This window comes from Streptomyces sp. NBC_01217, assembly GCF_035994185.1.
Taxonomy (GTDB): Bacteria; Actinomycetota; Actinomycetes; order Streptomycetales; family Streptomycetaceae; genus Streptomyces.
Map to the genome: position 1 here is coordinate 74,011 of NZ_CP108538.1, position 21,750 is coordinate 95,760.

Sequence of the window (21,750 nt, forward strand, 5' to 3'; positions counted from 1 at the left end):
CCCGCCTGTAAGGACACATACACGCCATGCCGGCCCATTACGACGACTCGCACATCCGTGACCTCGGCAACCAGTGGATCAATACTGGCCAACGGCTTCACGAGTACCTGGGGACGATGCACGGCGGCGTGCTGTCCATGGCCGAGGGATGGACCGGCAAGGCCGGCCACGCGGCGCAGGTGGTCTGGAACGGTGTGGCGGACCACAACATCTGGCACGCCATCTGGGAGGCGGGCTATGTGGCGCAGGAGGTCGGGAAGTCGATCATCAACTATGCGGACGAGCTGCAGAAGGCGATCAAGGAGATCAACCGGGCGCACCTGATCGAGGCCCTCACCACGATCTTCGGGATGGTCCTCGGGATCGCCTCGTTCGGCATCGGCGGCCTGCTGGGGCGGCTCGCCGCAATGGTCGGCGAGATCGTCGAGAGCATCGCCTCCAGCATCAGCAGGATCGCTGCCGCGGCCGGCGCGATCGGGCGCGCGGCCGCCTTCACCGCCGACTCGATCATCAACGCGGCCACGACACTCGGCACCGACATACTCACCCAGTGGATGGGCTCCGCCGCGGCGGGCGCACCCACCAAGATCGACTGGGCGGGCGAGGGCGTCAACATCGGCCTGAGCGTGTGGATGGGCTGGGGGATGGGAGGCCTCGACGTCTTCCACGCACCGAACGGACTCCCGGGCGGCTCAGTGCCGCACGTGTCAGCCCCCACGACCCCCACGCCGACGCCTGGCCAGACGAACATCTCCGTGCCGAACTCGTCCAACCTCCCCCACACCGGGCTGCCCTCCGTCGGGGACCTGTCCCCGTTCCCGTTGAACTCGGTCGTCCAGACCAACCACGCCCCGCCGACGAACAGCGGCGTCACGAACCCGGTGACCGGCTCGCCCCGCCCGAACGCCGGGATCCCCGGCAACACCGCACCGCTCCCGGGAACCGTCCGGCCGGCGGAGGGCGGTCCCGGCCGGGAGACACCCGGCATGACACGACCGACGGCCCCGGTCCCCGACACCCATGTGCCGAACACGTCCTTCGGTCAGGGGGCCGGCGGCGGCGCGCAGCCTCCGCACCTCGCCCGGGACGGCGCCACCCCCACGAGCGGGACACCCAACGCATTCCTCGACGGGCCGCCCCGCACCCCCGGCGACCTGTCCGGGAGGCCCTCCTCGACCCCGCCGGCTCCGCACGAGACCGGCACCGGGGGCAGGGGCGTCACCGTCAGCGGCCCCGACGGGCGGAACAACCCGCCGAGCACGACGACTTCGCACGAGGGCGGTGTGCGGGAGACCGTTCCGCCGAGCACCGTGACCTCGCACGCCGGTGGCCCTGAGGCCGCACACGTCCCCGGCGGCGGGTCCAGCGCGGGTGCTGGCGCCGGCGGTGGTCGGGGCACGGCTACGCCCGCTCACACCCCCGGACACACACCCGAACCCACCAACGGCCCCGCGACCCCCGGCCGCAGCACCACCACACCCACGCCCGCTCACACCCCCGGACACACACCCGAACCCACCAACGGCCCCGCGACCCCCGGCCGCAGCACCACCACACCCACGCCCGCTCACACCCCCGGACACACACCCGAAGGCAGCAGCAGCCCCGCAACCCCCAGCCGCAGTGGCGCCGATGTCCGCTCGAGCGCCCCGGGGTCGACCGGCGGCGCCCGGACCACGCACGACGTGCCGCAGACCTCGCACCCGGCCACCACCGGCGGCGGAGGCGGCGGTCGTCGTCCGGTGGATTCCCACGGCGGGCACGCGAAGCCCGACGGCACGACCGTGCACACGAAGCCCGACGGCACGACCGTGCACGCGGAGACGTCGGCGACCACCGAGGTCCACGCAGGCGGCGGGCGGCCCGCGGACTCCCTGTCCTCGCCGGCGTCCGAGGCACCCGGGATCAGGCAGCACGACATCGGTTCCGGCGCGACGGCGCACGACGGCTCCCCCGAAGGTGTCCTCACCGGCGGGACCGGCCACGACGCGGGCACCGTCCCCGGCCACCAGCCGACGCACACCCCCACTCCCGGGGACCCCGCGAAGACCGAGCAGTGGAACACCTTCAAGCAGGAGCAGAACGCCCGGAACCTTCCGGTCGTCGAGGCGGAAGCCCGCCTGGAGTATCGACAGCAGGACCTCGACACGGCCTGGCAGAACGCCTACGACAAGTTCGCCGAGAACGACCTGTTCGGCGGTTCGCACCTCGCGCGGGACGGGCGCGAGGCCCTGAACGCGCGATGGCAGTGGCGCAACTCCATCACCCGTGAGTTCCGGGCGGAGGTGGACAGGACGGGGCACATCTCCTCGGACGCCTTCACCCGCATCGTCGACGGCGCGCAGAAGAACGCGTACAAGTACCTCGTCCGGGCCGACCAGAGCGAGAGGTTCACCGCCCGCTTCAAGGAGCAGGTGGACGCCTACAAGGCGAACCGGTTCGGTGAGGGAGAGGACCTGCCTCAGTTCGACAGGGCGCCCTCGAAGTACGCCTTCGACCGCGATCTCCAGACGTACGTCAAGGACGACACCACCGTGTACGGGCACCCCGACGCCGACATCCAGGGGCCCGTCGCCAAGCTCAAGGACGGCGCCGACGGGTCCCGCCCGGACGACTTCACATTCGTCGAGCACACCTCGGACACCAACGCCCCGGTCGACCACTTCCGCGACAAGTCGCACGACTTCAACGCTCTCGAGCAGTACTACATAGGCAAGAAGGAGGAGTTCAACCAGATCCTGGACCGCTTCGTCCACGACGGGGACAGCGGCGGCGGACTGCCTTCGCACACGGGCCGCCAGATCGACGGTCTCCTGGACGGCGTGTTCGACGACCTCGGGGGCATGGCGACGCGCGAGCACGACATCCGGGTGGCGACGGGCGAGAAGTTCGACGACCTCATCCGGTGGAACTCCAGGGGCGCCGAAGAGCTGCCCGATAGTTTCGTCAACCAGGTGCGGCTGGACTTCCAGCGCGACCTGCGGGCCGACCACGCCCTCGTCTTCCGGCGCGGCGACGGGGACGGCCCCCGCGAGCTGTGGGACTGGGCGACCAACCGAGCCATCGACGGCCTCCCGAGTCGCATCGCGAAGGAGCACTTCATCCGGGGGCGGCTGTCGGAAGAGACGCAGCACGTGCAGGAGCACCTGTCGGGGCTGGGCGAGGACTTCCTCGGGCACTTCGGCGAGGCCGGGCGGCAGCGCGTCGTCGGTGAGTACCTGGACACGGTGCGGACCACCGCCGGCCAGCACTTCAACGAGCGGTGGGGCGACGTTCCGAAGGCCGGGGAGTCCGGTCCGACGTGGACCGACATGCGCGACCACCTGCGCTCATCCCTGCCCGGCCGGATCACCCACGAGGGCGACCTGCAGGCCGTGGTGGGCGACTCCGCGCACGCGTTCCACGAGAGCCTGGGCCACCCCGACAGCATCGAGTCCTTCCAGCTGCACAACGACACCGTCAGCAGGCTGGGCAACGACTTCCGTACGGAACGCGTCGTCAAATATGACGAACTGTTCGCCCCCGACGGACACAAGAGCCAGGCCTGGCTGGCGCACGACTCCCGACACGGAGACCCCTTCCAGTCCCGGCTCGGCGACCTGCGGGCCGGCGACTACAACTCCGACTTCCACAGCACCTACTACCCCGCCTTCCGGGACTGGCGAGCCGGCACGCCGTCGCCCGGGGAGAGCGTTCCCGTCCGTACGGGCTCGGACGGACACCCCGCCACCACCAACCCCGCCGGCACCGGGCGCCCGCCCGCCACGACCAACCCCGCCGACACCGGCGCCCCGGCGGTGCCGCCGCGGGAGCACACCGGCGACCAGCAGCAGGTGACGGTCGTCCCGGCGGCCGGGACGCACCAGGGGCCGGGCCCCTCCGGGGTGGAGACGCAGGCGGACCACACCCCGCCGCACCAGGACCAGTCGCAGGTGCAGCTCACCGCGGAGCGGGACATGGTCGGCTCCCCCGGTGTCACCTCCCACAGGCCCGACACGACGCTCTCCACCCACACGTCCGCCACGACTCTCCACAGCGGCAAGCAGGACCAGCGGGCACCGCAGGTTTCCCGGCAGGCCGACTCCGGAACCGCCAGCCTGCCCAGCGAGGTCAACCGCTGGCTGCAGAGGAACACCGACCACACCTTCACCCGCGCGCAGATCGACCAGGCCCACCAGGACCTGCTGCACGAACGCCCCTCCCTCGCGGACCTGCCGGTGCAGACGCAGGCCGTACTGATCGGCAACTCCCTGGCGCGCCCCATGGACCAGACCGTGCGGGCCGCGACCGACCTGCTGATGCGGTACACGGGCGTGTACCCCGACAGCCAGCGAATCCACCGGGTCCACCAGCAGCTGTTCGAGCAGTTCGGTTCCGAGTTCCAGCAGCTGACACCCGGCCGGCAGGCCGAGGTCGTCGTCGCGCGGATGCTGGACCTCCGGGCCGGACTCCACGACGTCAAGCACGACGTCAAGGCCGTGCACCCGGAGCCGGAGGAGCTGGTACCGCCCTCGTCTCCCGTGGAGCACTCCGAGCTTCTGGAGCCGCCTGCTTCCACCCAGTCGCCGGGCACGGTCACCGCTCCGATCGACAGGAACGCGCACGACGGCGTGCGGAACGAGGCCGTCAGCGAGACGCCGTCGGTTCCGCACGAGGCGGTGCAGGACCAGGACGTGGCGCAGCCGGGTTCGCGCTCCGGTTCCCTGGCGGACACCGAGGACGTCGACGTGCTGGGGGCGCCTGCCACGCGCACGGTCGACAAGGGCAAGGGTAGGGATCGCGGGCCGGCGATCGTGTCGGAGTCGGAGCGTACCGAGTTCATCCAGGGGTCGAGTTCCGGGCTGCTCCACGAGCCGGACAACGAGCATGTGCCCTTCGAGCAGGCCATGCGGGAGTTGCAGGTCAAGAACGAGTCGCTGCGCGGCCTCACGCTCGACGAGGTGCGGGAAGCCTTCCACATACAGCGGTACGCCGACCCCTCGCTTCCGGGCCTTCGACAGCAGGAACGCCTGCGTGACCTGGCGCAGATCGGGTGGGAACTGCACGCACACGGCCCCGCCGCGGCGCGCACACTGGCCGCGCGGCTCGCCGAACACGCCATCCGTCCGGGTGCCTTCGGTGGCGCCGTCGAGGAGACTTCGGCTTCGTCCGCGACCCAGTCCGGCAGCCAGGCGAACGCGTCGCAGGAGTCTCCCGTGCCGGCGCACCTGGTTCCCGAGGCGCTGCTGAACACCGATCCGAAGACGTTCCTGCGGGCGAACGTCCTGTCGATGGACATGGACAAGGGTCTGGAGATCCACGCCGCCGGCCTGAACGCGGTGGACCGGGACCAGTTCCTGAAGTCGCTGGACGTACTGCCGGGCCGGGAGGGGCACCTGCCGGAGCACCGGTTCGTGCTGGTGCGGCGGGGCCTGGACACGACCGGGAAGCCGGTCTTCGCGCTGGCGCCCGCGGTCGAGTGGTACGTGGAGCGCTACGGCGCGGAGCGGTTCCGCTTCCAGGAGGGGACCACCCTGCCAGGCGTGCGGACGGACGGCTATGTGGACGCCGCGTACGTGCCTTACCTGACGCGCAGCGCGCAGGACTACGCGAATCAGGTCGGGCATACGGACGTGCTGCGGGAGCCCGGGCAGTCCGGTCCCCGCCTCGTGGTGACGCCGACGATGAACGGCTGCGCGTACGCGGTGACGCCGCACGCCGATCCGGCCCGGATGAGGGTGTGGCACTACCAGTCGCCCGACTCGAAGATGCCGTATCCGGTGCAGTTCCGGCGGGACCAGCAGCCGACGGACTGGTACGGCGCGGGCGAGTACGCCGGTGCCGTACCGCAGGGCAGTCTGTTCGAGGTCGCGAACCTGATGTGGTACGGCAAGGACGGGTGGGAGTTCGTCAGCCAGGAGAACCACACGGGCACCAAGGACAGAGGCGCCGTGACCCTGGCGAACGTGCTGGGTCGCCGGGTGGACCTGGAGTCAGGTCACGAGGTCACCCATACGGCCGCGGCGTACCAGAGCCTGGTCCACAGCGAGCTGCACGACTGGGACCTGCCGCAGGCGATGCGGAACATCGAGGGGGTGGCTCCGGCCGGGCCCGACACCGTGGTCCTGCGCCAGGTGTACAGCCGCATCGAGCAGCACATCAGCGGTGAGATCGCCGAGCTCGGCCGGGCTCAGAACCCTGACGAACTGCGCGCGCTCGCGGACACGTTCAAGGCCGGGCGTACCGCGCTGATGAGCGACCTGGAGAGACTGATCGCGGAGGCCGGCGCGCAGTCCGCGTCGTGGGCCACGACGAATGCCACCCAGGGGGCCGTGAAGACGCGACGCGACCTCGCCGAGCAGATGGTGGACCAGTTCGTCAACCGCCCGGCGAAGGACTGGATCGACCTGCTGCGCGACGAGTCCGCTCCGCAGCATCCGAAGACGATGGCCGCGGTGCACCAGACGAAGGCCCGGATGGAGCTGGGCAACACGGGCTCCACGGTGAACGTCGTGTTCGAGAACATTCTGCGGGCCAAGCCCAAGGGCCCGGTGGAACGGGCCGTCCACGCCGTCATGGAGCAGGTACGCAACGAGATCAAGACCGAGATCGCCCAGCTCGGCCGGGTCGATGACCTCGACGGACTGAAATCGCTGGCGGTCAAGCTCCGGCAGCAGCGCGAGACCGTCCGGATCGTGGCAGAAGCGGGGTACCACGCCATGACCCGCGACGAGCGGGACCGCAAACAGGTCGGCCAGTTCCACCAGCAGGTCAAGGAACTGCTGGACGGTCTGGTCACTCCCCGGTTGGAGAACTGGATCGACGGGCTGCGGCAGGAGACCACCGCCCTGGCGGCCGGCAGCTCCTGGTACCGGCTGCCGCAGACCGAACAGCGGGAGCTCGGGCGAACGGTCCAGGACCTGCTGCCGGCCGGGAGCAGGGACGACGGGTTCTTCGACCTGCGGGTGCAGCGCGCCTACGACGGACTGGACCTTGCAATTCTGGCGCAGCCGCTGCCCCAGCAGGCCGCTCGCGTCGCCGACCTCCTCTATGGCGGGGCGCGGATCACCGAAGTGGACGACTTCTTCGTCCGTTCGGTCAACAGCGTGCTGAAGGACCGGAGCAAGGCACCGGTGTCACCCTGGCAGGTGCACCAGGCGTACCAGAGGCTGGCGTCCTCCCGGGGGGTGACGTTCACCCGGAGCAACTCCGTGTACCGGCAGGAAGCGATCGCCCAGTACCTCGCGGGACTGGTCCGGAACGCCGTCCCCGGCGGCGCCCCCAGTGTGCACATCGAACCGCAGGACGCCCCGGTGCACGAGGTCTCGGTGGACAACAGTCTGTCGGGGGGGGATCTGACGGAGGGGCTGCGGGAGCGGCTGAACCGGCCGGAGTTGCTGAACGCGGTGCACGAGGGCGTCCGGGTTCGTGACCGGGGGCTCACCGATGGGCAGCGGGCCGGGTTCGTGCGCCCGCAGGAGGATCTGCGGCTCGCCTACGGATGGCTGGACAAGGTCAACCCCTACCGGGCGCAGGGCGGTGGCTTCGAGACGAACTGCGTCCTGACCGCCATCGCGGTCGACCTGACCCTGCGCGACGGCGCCGTACACCAGGCATCACCGTCCGAACTCGGCGGTGACCACCAGATCACGCAGGACACCTCCGGACTGCACAACTACCTGTCCAACTACCTCGACCGCACACCCGACCCGGTATCCGGCTCCGCAGCGGTCATGACCGCGATGTCCGCCGCACCGCTCGGCGCACGCGGCATGCTCGTCATCGAGGACCTGACCGGCGGCATCGGCCATGTCGTCAACGTCACCCACGACCACAACGGCGTCGTCTTCCTCGACGGACAGTCCGGCATCCCCGTCCACGAACCCGCCGGCGCGGTCTCCTTCCTCCCGACCACCGAAGGCATCCCCGGACACCCCCTCCACCCCCAGACCGACACCACCACAACCACCACCACGCCGCCGCGCACGCTCGGAGCCCCCAAGCGGCTGGCCGCCATCCCTGAACTGGACGAGACGTCCGTCCCCGTCCTGCCACCCGTCCAGGAGCCGGTTCAGCGGTCCGGGCGGGTCACGACGACCGCCGTGGACCTGGACGAGCAGCGGCCGCCGCGGCTCGACCTCGAACTGCCTGCGGCGCTGCTGACCACCGGCCCGGTGCGGTTCGACGACGGCACCCAGCTGCCCCTCTACATGACCGGCGGCATCGGTTCGCAGCTGCCCGGTCTGCCACAGGACGTCGTGCGCCGTTCGTTCGCCTTCGGCCAGAGCAACCACACGCTGCGCGGCATCGACCACGTCGAGAGGGAGCTCGGCATCCGGCTGGACCAGTCGGCGGGCAGCCGGCCGGCAGTCGTGAAGGGGAGCCGGGAGCAGGACGGTTTCGGACTGCTGGCGCAGGTGTCCCGCAGTCTGCGGGACAGCCCGCAGGAATTCTTCGGCGACGGCAAGCAGTTCGTCTACAAGGCGGCGGACGGGAAGACCCGGACACTGGAGGTGACCGCCCGGCCGTACGGGAACTGGGAACGGTTCACCTCCGGTTACGGGAACCCGGTCAAGATCGACACGATGCAGCGGTCGACCGCCACCGGCGGTCAGATCAAGGTCAACGGCACCTCCTTCGGGCTGGCCCCGACGGCGCCCCTGGGGCCGCTCAAGCAACTCGTCTCCCCATTCGCCCGGCTGAACCTGCAGGCCAACTTCGGCAAGCAGGTGCGGTACAACCAGCAGACGCAGGTGGTGAACCAGACCGAGACCCGCACCACGGACGGTTCCCGCGTCCATCTCGACGACGTCTGGTTCGAGTTCTCGGTCAAGGACCGCCACGGCGACCCCATCGACCTGAGCGGGAGGCCGATTCCCCAGGGCGCCGTAACGACCCGTCGGCCGGTGGAGTTCGGCTTCGCCGTGCGTGACGGACTCACGGTACGGATCGCCGACTCCCTGACCACCGGAAAGGCGCTCACCGACTCGCTGCCGCCGCGGATGCGACTGAATTCCAATTCCCATTTCCGGATGGTGAACACCGAGGCCTACGGCCCGATGAGCCACATCCGCGAGTGGGTGAGGGAACAGGCCGGGGTGGAGTCGGGCAGCATGGCGGCCGCCCAGATCGGCGACTTCTTCTCCACCGGCGGCTTCCATGGGATGTCCCGCGTACTGAACTCGGGCCCGGTCGTCACCCCGCCGCTGTTCGGCGGCAAGCACGGCAGCGACCCACTGGGCGTGTTCTCGGTGAAGGCCGAGTCCGGTGACGCGGTTCTGATCAACGAGACGGCGGCCGCGGAGCTGCGTGACATCGCGCAGAGCACGGCGCGCAACGAGCGGCAGATCGGGAAGTCCCACGGGGTCGACATCGGTGCGTCGGTGGGTCCCGCGGTCCAGCTGTTCGGCTTGGAGAACGGCGCGTTCGATCTGCGGCTGATGGCCGGGCTCACCGGCCGCTACGGCGCGTCGCGCAGCCGCAGCACCCTCTCGGGCGGATCGGCGGCCGTGAAGGTCGCCGCACAGGCCAAGGGCGCCAAAACGGGTCTGTACCTGGTGCAGAAGACGGTCACCGTGACCGCTCCGCCCAACACCAAGAAAGCACCGCCCAAGTCCACGCACAGCGCGTCAGGGCATTCCGGGAGGCTGCAGAAGAACTCGCCGCGGAACTGGAGCGAGCCGCCTCGATCCCAGACGTTCCAGACGTGGGCGGTGGAGCGGCTGACGCGCTCCGAGGCCCGTCGGCTGGCCGGGCTGGACAAGAACAAGCAGGTCGGCAAGGAGCCGGTGGCGCCGCCGTACCTGTCGCAGGACCAGCCGTCGACGTTGGGCATGAGCCGCCCGGAGGAGTTCACGTTCGCCGACGGGAACGTCAGCCGCGACATCGACGGCAAACGGGTGACCTTCCCGGAGCACTTCGCCGACGCCGTACTGAAGGAGGTCGGCAAGGTCTATCCGGACCTGGTCGCCCCCTTGCGCGAACTCGACCCGCACAACCCCCGGTGGCGCGACGACAGCCACTTCCAGACCGTGCTGCACAACACGCTGGAGGTCCTCAACCAGCTGTCGCACCACAGCATGGCGTCGAACGTCGAGACGATGATGACCACCGGTCTGCGGATCGACCTGGTCGAGTCGGGCGCGCTGTCGCGCGGCCACCGCTACGTGTGGGTGGACGCGAAGCTGACCGGGCGGCGCTACGAGGGCAAGCAGGATGACCTGCGGCTGCGGTACAGCGCCCCTGGCAGCGAGACCGTGGGCGGTCAGCAGAGTGGGTCGCGGACCGTGCAGGGCGGCCTCGAGGCCCTGGTCTCGCTGCGCGACACGAACAGCAATGGCATCGGCCGGCCGGAGCAGTTGGGCACCGCGTCCGTGGGCGCGCGGCTCGGCCGGCGGACGGAGTCCGAGAGCGGCTACGGCGTGGCCGCCACGCACGAGGCGATGTCGATCGGCACCGGCGGCTCGCACCTGTACAGCTACCAGATCAGTCTCGGCGCCCAGCGCGGCGGTTACTGGCGGTTCCGCAGGTGGATGCGCGGTCTGATGTTCATGAACGTCCTGGGCACGCAGCCGTTCGTGTTCCGGGAGCAGGAGAGCACGCTGATCGCGCCCCCGACGACCACGAGCGGGCAGGACACGCCGGGGCTGGGCCGAGTGCTGCTGAGCCTCCCGGTCGAGCACACCCCCGTCACCACCCCCGCCACCCCCGCGGGCCAGGCAGTACAGCAGACGCCGCCGGAGACCTTGTCCCGCGAGGACGCCCGCGACCTGGCTCTCGGGACGGGGAAGACGCTGCAGGGCACACCCGCGCGCACTCCCGCCGTATTGGCGGCCCACCCCCACCAGACGATCTCCGTCACGGCCGACGAGCGGCTGACCGGCGTCGTGGAGGATGTGCTGAAGGAGGCGTCGGGCGGCTCGTGGACGGTGACCCAGAAGGGCGCCCCCGCGCACGACGCGGCGGTGCAGCTCACGGAGAGCAGGCAACTTCGGGCGAACTTCGACCAGAGTTCCACCGAAACGGGGTGGCGGGCTCCGGAGCTGTTCGCGTCGGCGCCGTATCTGAACCGGTCGACATCACTCGCGCACCGGACGACCATCCTGCCCGGCATGACCGCCCTGACCAAGGCGGAGAAGGTGGAGACCGAGACCACCGTCGGTGGCGTCACGCAGGCCGCCGGCCGCGAAGCCAGGACCAACACGCTGTTCTTCGGCGGCCAGGTGGGATACCAGAAGTCCCACAACGCGGGGAGTGGGGTCACCGGCACCTACGCCCTGGTGGCCAGCCCGTACCGGCTGGACGTCTCGAAGTCGGTGACGGTTCAGCGGGCAGCCGTGTCGGAGGTCAACCGCAAGGACACCGGACGCCACGTCCTGGCGACCGCCCCCGTCCAGCACGAGATCGCGGCCGCCTCCGAACGGATCGGCGCGTGGGCGCACACCAAGGATCACGTTCCGGCGTCCCTGGCCGGTGTGTCGGGGCGCAAGCTCGTGGTGCCCGACGGCTGGGTGGGCCACGTTCCGGAGAAGAGCGCCTACCGGCTCGGGCTGCTGAAGGACGGCTTCGGTGATGTGCCGCTGTACAACAAGCAGTCGTGGTCGCCGTTCCCGTGGCTGAGCGGCCATGCCTTCGGCAGCTGGCCGGTCAACTCGCTCGACACGGCGGCGGCACTGCGTCAGTTCGAAGAGCAGTTGACGCCGCTGGGGCTCTCCGCGCAGGACCGCGAGCAGATGCGCCGTCTGGTGTCCGGCCGTGTGGTGCGTGCCATCGGCAAGGAGATGTCGGGCACGGGTTCCGCGGTGCCGGCGCGCATCGGCCGCTGGGGCTCGGACTGGGCCCAGACGTGGGTCGGCCACCGGCAGGTACGGTTGCGGGCCCAACTGGTCCCCGTGAAGGGCACCGACGACAGTTTCGAGGGCCTGGGCCACAGCGTGGAGCTGGAGGAGCACCGGCAGGCGGTGGAATCCATCCAGCAGGCGCACAGCCGTGCCTCGGGCAAGCTGATCGGCGTCTCGGTGTCCGAGGGCGCGCACACCTCGGATTCCGTGGCCAGGTCCGCGGGCCCGACGTTGTCGCAGGTGGGTTCGTCGGTGCAGGCGACCACCCAGACGCGGAACGCCAGCAGCGTCGAGTTCTCGACCGCGACGACCACGCAGGCGCACGGCGAGTACGCCACGGAGTACGAGCTGCGGCTCGATCTGGAGATAACCGACACCAAGCCGGCTGATCCGGCCGCCGTCGCGCACAGCGGTATGGGCCGTCTCAAGGACGAGGCCGGGCGATGGCTGCAGATGTGGACCGGACGCCGGAAGCACTCGATCTCGGTCCAGGCGAACGTGGGCAGGCTGATCGAGCACTTCCCGCTGAGCCTGATGCGACCCGACCCGCAGAACGCGGCCGGGCTGGTCGATCCGCTCGAGCCGGCGCGACTGGCGCAGCACGGTGAGCCCCATCGGGTCGCCCTGCCGTCGTCGCTCGGGGCCGGCGGCTGGCACGACGTCGCGCACCTGGACTCCGGTGGCACGGTCAAGCCGTTCGAGATGCCCGAGGACGGCTTCGCGATCCGCAGCGTCGTCGGCCTGGACGGTCTGCACACCGCCAACACGCTGGCCCTGGGCGCCGCGTACAACGCGTCCCTGTCGGTACCCGAACATGGTCCCCTCGACGCGGACCTGCTGGTGAAGGCGAAGGACACGGCGCTGACCCGCGCCGGCACCGGATCTGCGCAGAGCCTGGAGGACGGCACGTCCAACGCGGCGCTGACGGCGTTCTACGACCGGACCCTGACTCCGGACGGTTACCAGGTGGCGGGGCTGACCGACCGCGGCTTCTTCGGGGGCGCGGACGGTGCTCTCGCGCTCTACTCAAAGCCCGACCTCTCCGGGGCGCGGCTGATGGCCGTCGCGGACGGGATGAAGTTCGAGGGCGCCGAACGGGGCACGCATGGCGTCGGCTCGTCCGCAGGCCGCGTGGGAGCGGCCGACCACGTCCTGTTCGCCGGACCGACGACCTCCTCTCCCGCGGTCGGCACCAGTCAGATAGGCAGCGGGTCGGGCGCCCAGGAGGTCGACTCCGTGACCGCAGGTCAGGCCAGTGAGCAGCTCGCCTCGGTGAACGTCAAGCCGGACAAGGGCCGGGCGTTCCTCTTCGCCATCCCCACGAAGTGGCTGTCGATCGCCCAAGTCCACCACCACCTGAAGGACAGCGCCCCGGTCGGGCGGGTCCGGAGCCTCTTCGGCAACCCGCAGCGCGAGCCGCAAGCGCTGGAGACCGACACCACGGTGCTGGCCTGGGTGCGCGAAGACCGGGCCCGGCAGCTCGGCCTGGTCGGCGACGCCAACTTCCCGGCCAAGGTCGCCGAGTCCTGGGACGCGGTCAGCAAGGCGGACAAGGAATGGACCGCCGCCGACCGGGCCTACTGGGATCTGCGCCGCGGCGACGCCGCGAAGCGGGAGTCCGAGCTGATCGCGACCGACAAGGTGCTGAACGACCTCACCGGCGGTGGACAGCGGTCCGTGCCGTCGGTCGAGGACGCCCTCGGTGCGCTCCGCTCGCTCGAGCAGGACAATGACTTCGCCGAACCCGCCCACGACGGCTGGGAGGAGATACGGTCCGAGCAGATCGAGCAGGCGCGGACGACGCTGGCGCGGGCGCGGCAAGTCGCCGCCGCCCGTGCCGCGCGGGACACCGCGCAGCAGCGACTCAACGACGTGGAGTCCGCTTTGAACGCCCGCCTCGCCTTCGCCGACGCCCTCTCGGACGAGTACACGCGGGTGCGCCGGCTCACCGACCGGCTCACCAACTGGTACCAGTTGGACGCCACCACACAGGGCCGCGGACCGATCGAGAACATCCCGGAGCCGCCCAAGGCCGTCTTCTCGCGGCCCCCCAAGGCGGACGCCGCGAAGGCGGAGGCACTGAAGAAGGGCAAGGAGGCGGACCGCACTGGGATCGCCGGCATGACACGGCAGTTGGGCGCCGCGGGTACGGCCGGGTTCGTGCGCCCGCAGGAGGATCTGCGTCTTGCTTACGGGTGGCTGGACAAGGTCAACCCCTACCGGGCGCAGGGCGGTGGCTTCGAGACGAACTGTGTCCTGACCGCCATCGCGGTCGATCTGTCCCTGCGCGACGGCGCTGTGCACCAGGCGTCACCGTCCGAACTCGGCGGTGACCGGCAGGTCACGCAGGACACCTCCGGACTGCGCAACTTCCTGTCCAACTACCTCGACCGCACTCCCGATCCGGTATCCGGCTCCGCGGCGGTAGTGACCGCGATGTCCGCCGCACCGCTGGGCGCACGCGGCATGCTCGTGATCGAGGACACCGCCGGCGGCATCGGTCATGTCGTCAACGTCGCCCACGACCACAACGGCGTCGTCTTCCTCGACGGACAGTCGGGCATCCCCGTCCACGAACCCGCGGGCGTGGTGTCCTTCCTCCCGACCACCGAAGGCATCCCCGGACACCCCCTCCACCCCCAGACCGACACCATCACCACAACCACCACGCCGTCGCGCACGCTCGGAGGCCCCGAGAACGCAACCGACAAGGCATCGACGGTGGACGGGGTGTCGTCGGGGCGGCCGCATGTGAAGGCCCGGGCCGCACGCCGCAAGCCGGTCGATCCGGTGGAGCGGCAGCGGTTCGACCGCTTCAGCCGCGAGCTGGAGCGGCTGGTGGTCCGGCCGAACCCGGACCGTGAGCAGTTGGGCCGGGCGATCGGCGAGTTCCTGGGCGACGTGTCGTCCGAGCACCGGCATACGTGGGTGCGCGAGGTCCGGCAGTTGATCGACACACTTCCGGACGGGAAGTACCTGGACGAGTCCGTCAACGCTGCGCACAAGGCGCTGGACGGGCACGACCACGACTGGCCCGTGTTGGGCGTTCCGGGTGCGGAGTACATCGCGGCCAGCCAGGTCGCCGACGGTCCGGGACAAGGCTTCATCAACCGTGATGTCCCCGAGACCGTTGTCATCGACGGTGAGCCGTATGTGCCCGTGTATTCGGCGGTGTTCGGCGACGCGCTGGGTTCGCACGCGCCGCGGTTCAAGGACATCGGCCAGGACGAGGACGGTGTCGTCCAGATCCACACCGGGTCCGAGGGCGTCGACGAGAAGGTGCTCTGGGTGAGCTTCGGCCAGCCGCTGCGGCAGGTCAAGTGGGTCGAGAAGTACCGTGCGGACCACGCCCAAGAGCCGATGATCCGGTCCTTCCTGGTACCGCTGCGGACCGTCAGCGAGATTTCCCGGAACGCGGTCACCGAACACCACTCCAGCAGCAACACGCGTGATCTGAACGTCGACAAGCACTTCGCGTCGAACCAGTTCGGCATCCGCGAGGCGGGGTCGCTGGAACTGCTGCGCCAGACGGCGCTGCCAGGTTCCTTGCGCTCCTATACGGACGGCGACATCGAGCAGCGGCCGGGCTCCTGGGGAGAGGTGCGGCCGCTGCACGAGCTCCGCGACCGGCTCGGGGTGCCTGACGAGACCATGCCGGGCTTCGAGGTCTTCACCGAGGGCACCGGCTTCCTGTCGCCCGCGAAGTACGAGAGCACCGCGCGCACCCTGCGCGAGGTCGTGGCGGCCCACTACGGCAACAGCTCGCTCCGCGAGCCGGGTGACCGGGTCCTGTCACGGGGCGACGTCGAGCGCTTCTTCGACGAGCACGCTCCCGCGCGCCTCAAGGAGAACATCGCCTCCAAGGCCGACAAGCGGGCGGCCGTGGAGGTCTTCGTCCGTGACCACCTCATCCCCTGGGCCAACCAGGCACGCATCACGCAGGCCCTGCACCACGAGTACGACGAGTTCCTCGAGAGCGGTCCTTCGACGACGCCGGTCGCCTACCGGCTCACCGAATCGGTTCCGGTCCTGCGCGGCCAGCGCAGGACCTTCGCCCACCGACTGGGCGCCGAACACCGTAGGCACATGGAGGTCCGCTTCGGGATCCGCCAGGGCTACGAGGAACTGGGCAACCTCATCACCGGGGCCTTCAAGTCCGCGCCGCCACAGGTGCGCCGGGAACTCAACCAGCTGAAGGACCAGCGGGCCGAAATCCTCGCCGACTACCAATTCAAGATCGGCGACCGCCTCACTCTGCCCGACCGCAACGACGCGTACCGCTCCACCGCCCTGGACGCGCACCAGCGCATCACCACAGCGCTCCACGGGACAGCACCGGACGCCACCGTCCAGCAGATCCTCGACGTCCTCACCCGCATCCGGACCACCACCGAAACCCAACCCCAGAACACCTCAGCACCACGGAAGTTGGGAGCCACGGGTGCGGCCGCGACCATGCGCCCGCAGGAGGACCTGCGTCTCGCCTACGAGTGGCTCGACAAGGTCAACCCCTACCGGGCACAGGGCGACGGCTTCGACACGAACTGTGTCCTGACCGCCATCGCGGTCGACCTGTCCCTGCGCGACGGCGCCGTTCACCAGGCGTCACCGTCCGAACTCGGCGGCGACCGACAGATCACCCAGGACACCTCCGGACTGCACAACTACCTGGAGAACTACCTCGACCGCACACCCGACCCGGTAACCGGGTCCGCGGCGGTCGTCACCGCGATGTCCGCCGCACCACTCGGCGCCCGCGGCATGCTCGTGATCGAGAACACCACCGGCGGCATCGGTCATGTCGTCAACGTCACCCACGACCACAACGGCGTCGTCTTCCTCGACGGACAGTCAGGCATCCCCGTCCACCAACCCGCCGGCGCGGTCTCCTTCCTCCCGACCACCGAAGGAATCCCCGGACACCCCCTCCACCCCCAGACCAACACCACCACAACCACACCGCCGCGCACGCTCGGAACCCCCGCCGCGCAGACCTCGCATGCCGAGGGCGTGGAGGTGGACCTCTCGGGGTTCACCGAGAGGGTGGGCAGCGGAGTCACCCGCGTCGCCGAACAGCACTCGGAGCCTCAGGACGACGTGTCGCTGGACGACCGGTACGGTCCGGCGGTGCAGCCGAAGACGGTGAAGCGCGGCGAGAAGGACGACGCCCTTCCGCCCCAGGTCCGTCTCAACCCCCTGTGGTACAGCCTGGAGGACTTCAAGCCGGCCCTGCTGGAGCGCGGCGGCGTCTGGACGTACGCGATCGACGAGGACGGCCGGTTCTTCATCGGCAGTGAGGACGTCTGGTCCATAGCGGGCGAGGAGGAACGCACTGAACTCTTGGAGGCGATGAGGACCACTCACCCCGATCTCACGATGGCGGACCTGAAGGGGCTCCTCAACGACCAGGGAGTGCCCACCGTCGCCGCGGGATTCGACCAGACCGGCGCCACGGTGATCGGCTCCGCCCGCGTCGGCGGCGAACTGTTCCGCGACCCCCTCACCGGCCAGTGGACCATCGACGCGTCAAGCCGCTACGTGGGCCCCGTCGTCCGCCCCGGTGTGGAACCCGCCACCGTCACACGGTGGGTGCGCAACGCGGCCGAAACGCTCAGTTCCGCCCTGCGCATGACGATCCTCGCCAAGGACGCGGAACGGCCCACGATCACCCACGGCGCGCTCGTCGCGGGCACGGGCACCGGGGAACTGGACCGTGACTACGGCCCGCTGGCGGGTCCGAAGAAGGTCAAGGACCGCGAGCGCGACGGGGTAGCCCTCGACCAGGTTCGGCTCAACCCCCTGTGGTACCGACTGGAGGACTTCAAGCCGGCCCTGCTCGAGCGCACCGAGGGCGTCTGGCACTACGCCGTCGACGAGGACGGGCAGATCAGTATCGGCAGCGACCAGGTGCTGTCCATCATGACGCAGGAGGAGCTCCACGAGCTCCTGTCACACATGCGGCGAGCCGACCCGGACCTGACCCTGGAGCAGCTCAAGGCGGCGATCGACAACCAGGGCCATCCGACCGTCGCGGCCGGGTTCCGCGAGGACGGCACCACCGCGGTCCGGCCCGCGCGCGTCAGCGGAGAGCTCTCCTACAACCCCGCCTCGCAGGCTTGGGAGCTCACGGACAAGTCCGGCCGCTATATGAGCAACAAGATCCGGCCGAGCGTCGACTCCGATGAGGCGCGGCAATGGCTCGCCAACACGGCCGGTCGCATCAGCGAGCATCTCGGCGTCCCCGTGAAGCCCGTGTTGTTCAAGAACGCACCGGGTACGGCCACCAGCGCTCCCGACGGCGTCCTGGCCGGATCGAGCCCGCGAACCGAACGCAGCGAGGTCATGACGGAGTACGCCGGGGCCGCTCAGGAGTTGGCCGCCGCGTTCACGGCCGGTGCGGCCTTCCGGGAACGGCTCCAGGGCGCGGGTTCCTCAGCGGACGCGGAGGTGGCCGACACGCACGAACGGCGCCTGGCCGCCGCTGAGTCGCGGTTCGAGGCCGCCGAGGGCCGGATGGTGGAACTGGGGCTGGGCGACCTCTCGGGCCGGGACGACGCGCTGCTCCCGGACGAGATGCGCGAGCTTCCGGCGCGGGAATTCCGCGCTGCCATGGGTCGGGCCGAGGAACTGCTGGGAGCCCCGGCTGTGGTGTTCGGCTCGGAGCGGCACGTGCGGGAGATGCGTGACGCCCACAGGGTGGCGCAGATCGCCGTTGCGGCCGAACTCGTACAGGGCCGGGAGGAGGCAGCCCGGACGGTCGCGGCGGAATTCTCCGAGCTGCTCGGGACACAGCCCGGAAAGAGGCTCGGCGGAGCGCTGATCGTGGCGGGCGTCAACCTGACCGAGCAGTTCAGGAAGGCGACGGAGGAGCTGGAGGAGGAACACGAGAGCAACCTGCGGATGTTGCGGCAGCATCTCGAGTGGACGACCCGTCAGGCGGCCGCTGCGAAGAGTTTGTCGGTCGTCGACACGTTGTGGGGGTGGCTGGGCTGGAGCTCCCCGCAGCCCGCCGGGCCCAAGTGGGATGACGAATCGGAGAGCGAACTCCGGGACAGCATCGCGAAGCTGCCGGACGAGATGCTGCTGAAGCAGAAGAAGTTCCTCGCCGATCAGATCTCGGCCATCGAGCGGGGCCTGCAGGAGGAGCGCCACGGTCAGGTGCTGAGCGCGGCGGAGCGGCGCGCCTTCAGGCACGATCGCGACCGCATCCGGAAGCGGCTGGCACGACTGATCGTGGAGCCGACCGGGCACCGCGGATACCACGCCGTGCTGGAGACGGAAGTGGGGAAGCACCCGCAGTTCGGTGCGAAGCGGCAGGACGTCAGGGTCGACAACTACACGGATCTCGCACGGGGCCTGCTGGGCTGGACCGCGGCGAAGCCGAGCCGGCACCAGGAGAAGGAACTCGCCCTGCGGGTCGAGTCCGAAGGGCACGTCGAGCAGATGCTGGACATCCTGCTCACCCGCATCCACACGCATGTGCGGGACCTCCCTGACGGGGAGCGGATGCTCGGCGAGATGGAATCGGGCGTGTCCCACGCCGACGGCAGGGAACTGGGCGCCTACCTCCGGCACTTCCGTGCGAAGAACCTGCCCGAGGACCTCAGGCATCTGGCGACGACCGTCTGGGACCGCGGCGGCATGGCGGCGGTCCTGCGTGACCCCGCGGAGTTCGGCATACGCGACAAGATGATGGTCCTGCACGACCTCATGGAGTACTTCAAGGACTCCCGCCACTATCCGGTGACGTACGGCACCGGGCTGCTGCCGGCCGACCGTTCGAAGGAGGCACAGAGCACTACCGTCGTCGACGAGGACGGCCGCCGCATCCACTCCACGAAAGATCGCGGCCAGAACCCGCTCAAGGACGGCAGGACCCACCCCTCGACGCGGAACGAGAACGCGGAGTCGACGATCCTCGCGCGCGAGCTGGGCATTCCCGTGTGGGCAGGCCAGTCGTTCACCGCGATGCGCATGTTCAAACTGGCGCAGTGGGCCGGGGCGTCGCGGCAGGAGATCGCCGCGGTGGCCTGGGGCATCTTCGCCTTCTGGCGGCTGCACTACGACCACCGGGAGGAGCTGGCCCACCACACGCTCCACGAGACGCTGGACATCGCCCAGAACTTCGGTGTGCCGTACTCGCTGCGCGACCGGGCTGCGGGGCTGTCCGAGGTGACGGTAGAGCACCTCCTCACGTATGTGGAGACCGAGGCCGCGGGCTTCGCCCGACTGGCCGAGCGTGTGAACCGGGCCGTCGACGCGCTGTCCCGGCGCGAAGTCCCGGAGAGCATGAACGAGACCCTGGGCGAGTTGGGCGACGCCGCCGCGTACTTGACCGCGGTCGCCCTGGAGATCGAGCGCCGCATGGGGCCGGCGCGGTCGCTGGTGGGCGAAGGGCTCACCAAGCCCGGGATCCACGCCGTGATCGAGCTGGTGGACCACGTACCCGCGGGCCTTGCGGCACAGGAGGTCGTGACGGAGCACGGACGCGTCCTGCTGCTCGGCCTCGACGGCGGCTCGCGCGACCACGGAATGGACCCGCAGGCCGAGGGCTGGGAGATGGGCCGTGAGATCACGGTCATGGCCGAGCGGTACGGCCTGCAGGAGCGGGAGCTGGAACAGCCGTTCACCGTGCCGGGGAGCGGCAAGGGCGCAGAGGTGTTCCGCGAGTTCAGCCGGCCGTTCCCGCACTCGTCGCGGTCGTACGGCTACCAGGTCGGTTCCGCCGGAAGCGTGCTGCTGCCGGACGGCGGCGCGCTGAGGGGGCGTTGGACGCGGTTCGGGGACGACTTCCTGCATGAGCAGGGATACGTGCTGCGGGGGGACAACGGCTGGATCGGGCGCGTCGCGAACTGGGAGGAACTACGGACGGTCCTGCCGTCGGACGCCGCCGAGTACGAACTGGCGGCGGACGAAGCACGGATGTACTTCGTACCTTCCGACGGGGGCGGCCGGACGGTCGTCCTCCCGCTGACCGAGGAACGCACCGAGTCCGACGGCGGGCGCACCGGTGTCGGACTGCGGGCCACCGCGGCGGGGGCTTACGAGCCGTCCGTGGAGGGTGACCGCACCGACCTCGTCGCCGACGCGGTGTCGCCGAGCGACACCGGCGCGCGGTTCGCGGTGGAGGTCGACGCGGTCGACGCAGTCCACGCGGACCGGACGGCCCACCCGGTCGACGAGGTTGACGCGGTCGACCTCCTCGACCTGGACCGGTTCCGCGCGCACACCAGCGATTCCACGGCGTCCGACCTCCGGTCGCTCTCGCGGGTGGCGGACCTCGACCGGCTGCTGCACGACTACCAGGCGATCGACGAGCACGATCACGCGCGGCGCGCCGACGCCCTCGACGAGCTGTCCGAGCGGGCCCGTGCCTACGCGGCCACCACTAAGAACGAGTTCCGGCAGCAGGCCGTGCAGCGGCTGGTCGAGCAGGCCGGAACCCGGGCCGCCATGTACCGGCGGCAGGAGGGATCGCAGGAGGCGCCCGCCGGCACCGCGGAGGCCGTGCCGCCCGGTCCGCTCGGGTACCGCGAGCGCATCGCGCTCGCCAAGCGCGAGTGGGAGGGGCCGGTCACCGAAGAGGTGGCACGGCTGGAGCAGATGCTGCTGGACGCCGGTCCCGGCGCCCGGTCGCTGGTCATGGGCGCGGTGCCTGGTGAGCAACTGTGGGCGGTGAACGTCCTGGGGACGGTCCGCTGGCTGGAGCAGGCCACGGCAGAGCGGACGCAGGCTCCGCAGTCCGCACAGGGCACGGTGGTGTCGATCGACCTCGACCCACGCGCCAGGCTGATCGCGCCCGACCCGCGGCTGCTCGGTGCCGGTGCCGGCACCGAGGCGGCCCGCTTCTGCGAGCTCGTCGTGGGCGGGGATCTGAAGCACGTCGTGTGACGGCCGCCGCGCGCAAAAGCGCCGGGGCCGCGGAACCGGT

1 protein-coding gene is annotated in these 21,750 nt (G+C 70.2%); it reads left to right on the forward strand.

The window, feature by feature from the left end; genetic code table 11:
- The first annotated feature begins 26 nt into the window (after positions 1-26).
- On the forward strand, positions 27-21,710 hold the full coding sequence (locus OG507_RS00350; RefSeq protein WP_327365082.1) for a toxin glutamine deamidase domain-containing protein: 21,684 nt from the start codon (positions 27-29) through the stop codon (positions 21,708-21,710).
- The last annotated feature ends 40 nt before the right edge of the window (positions 21,711-21,750 follow it).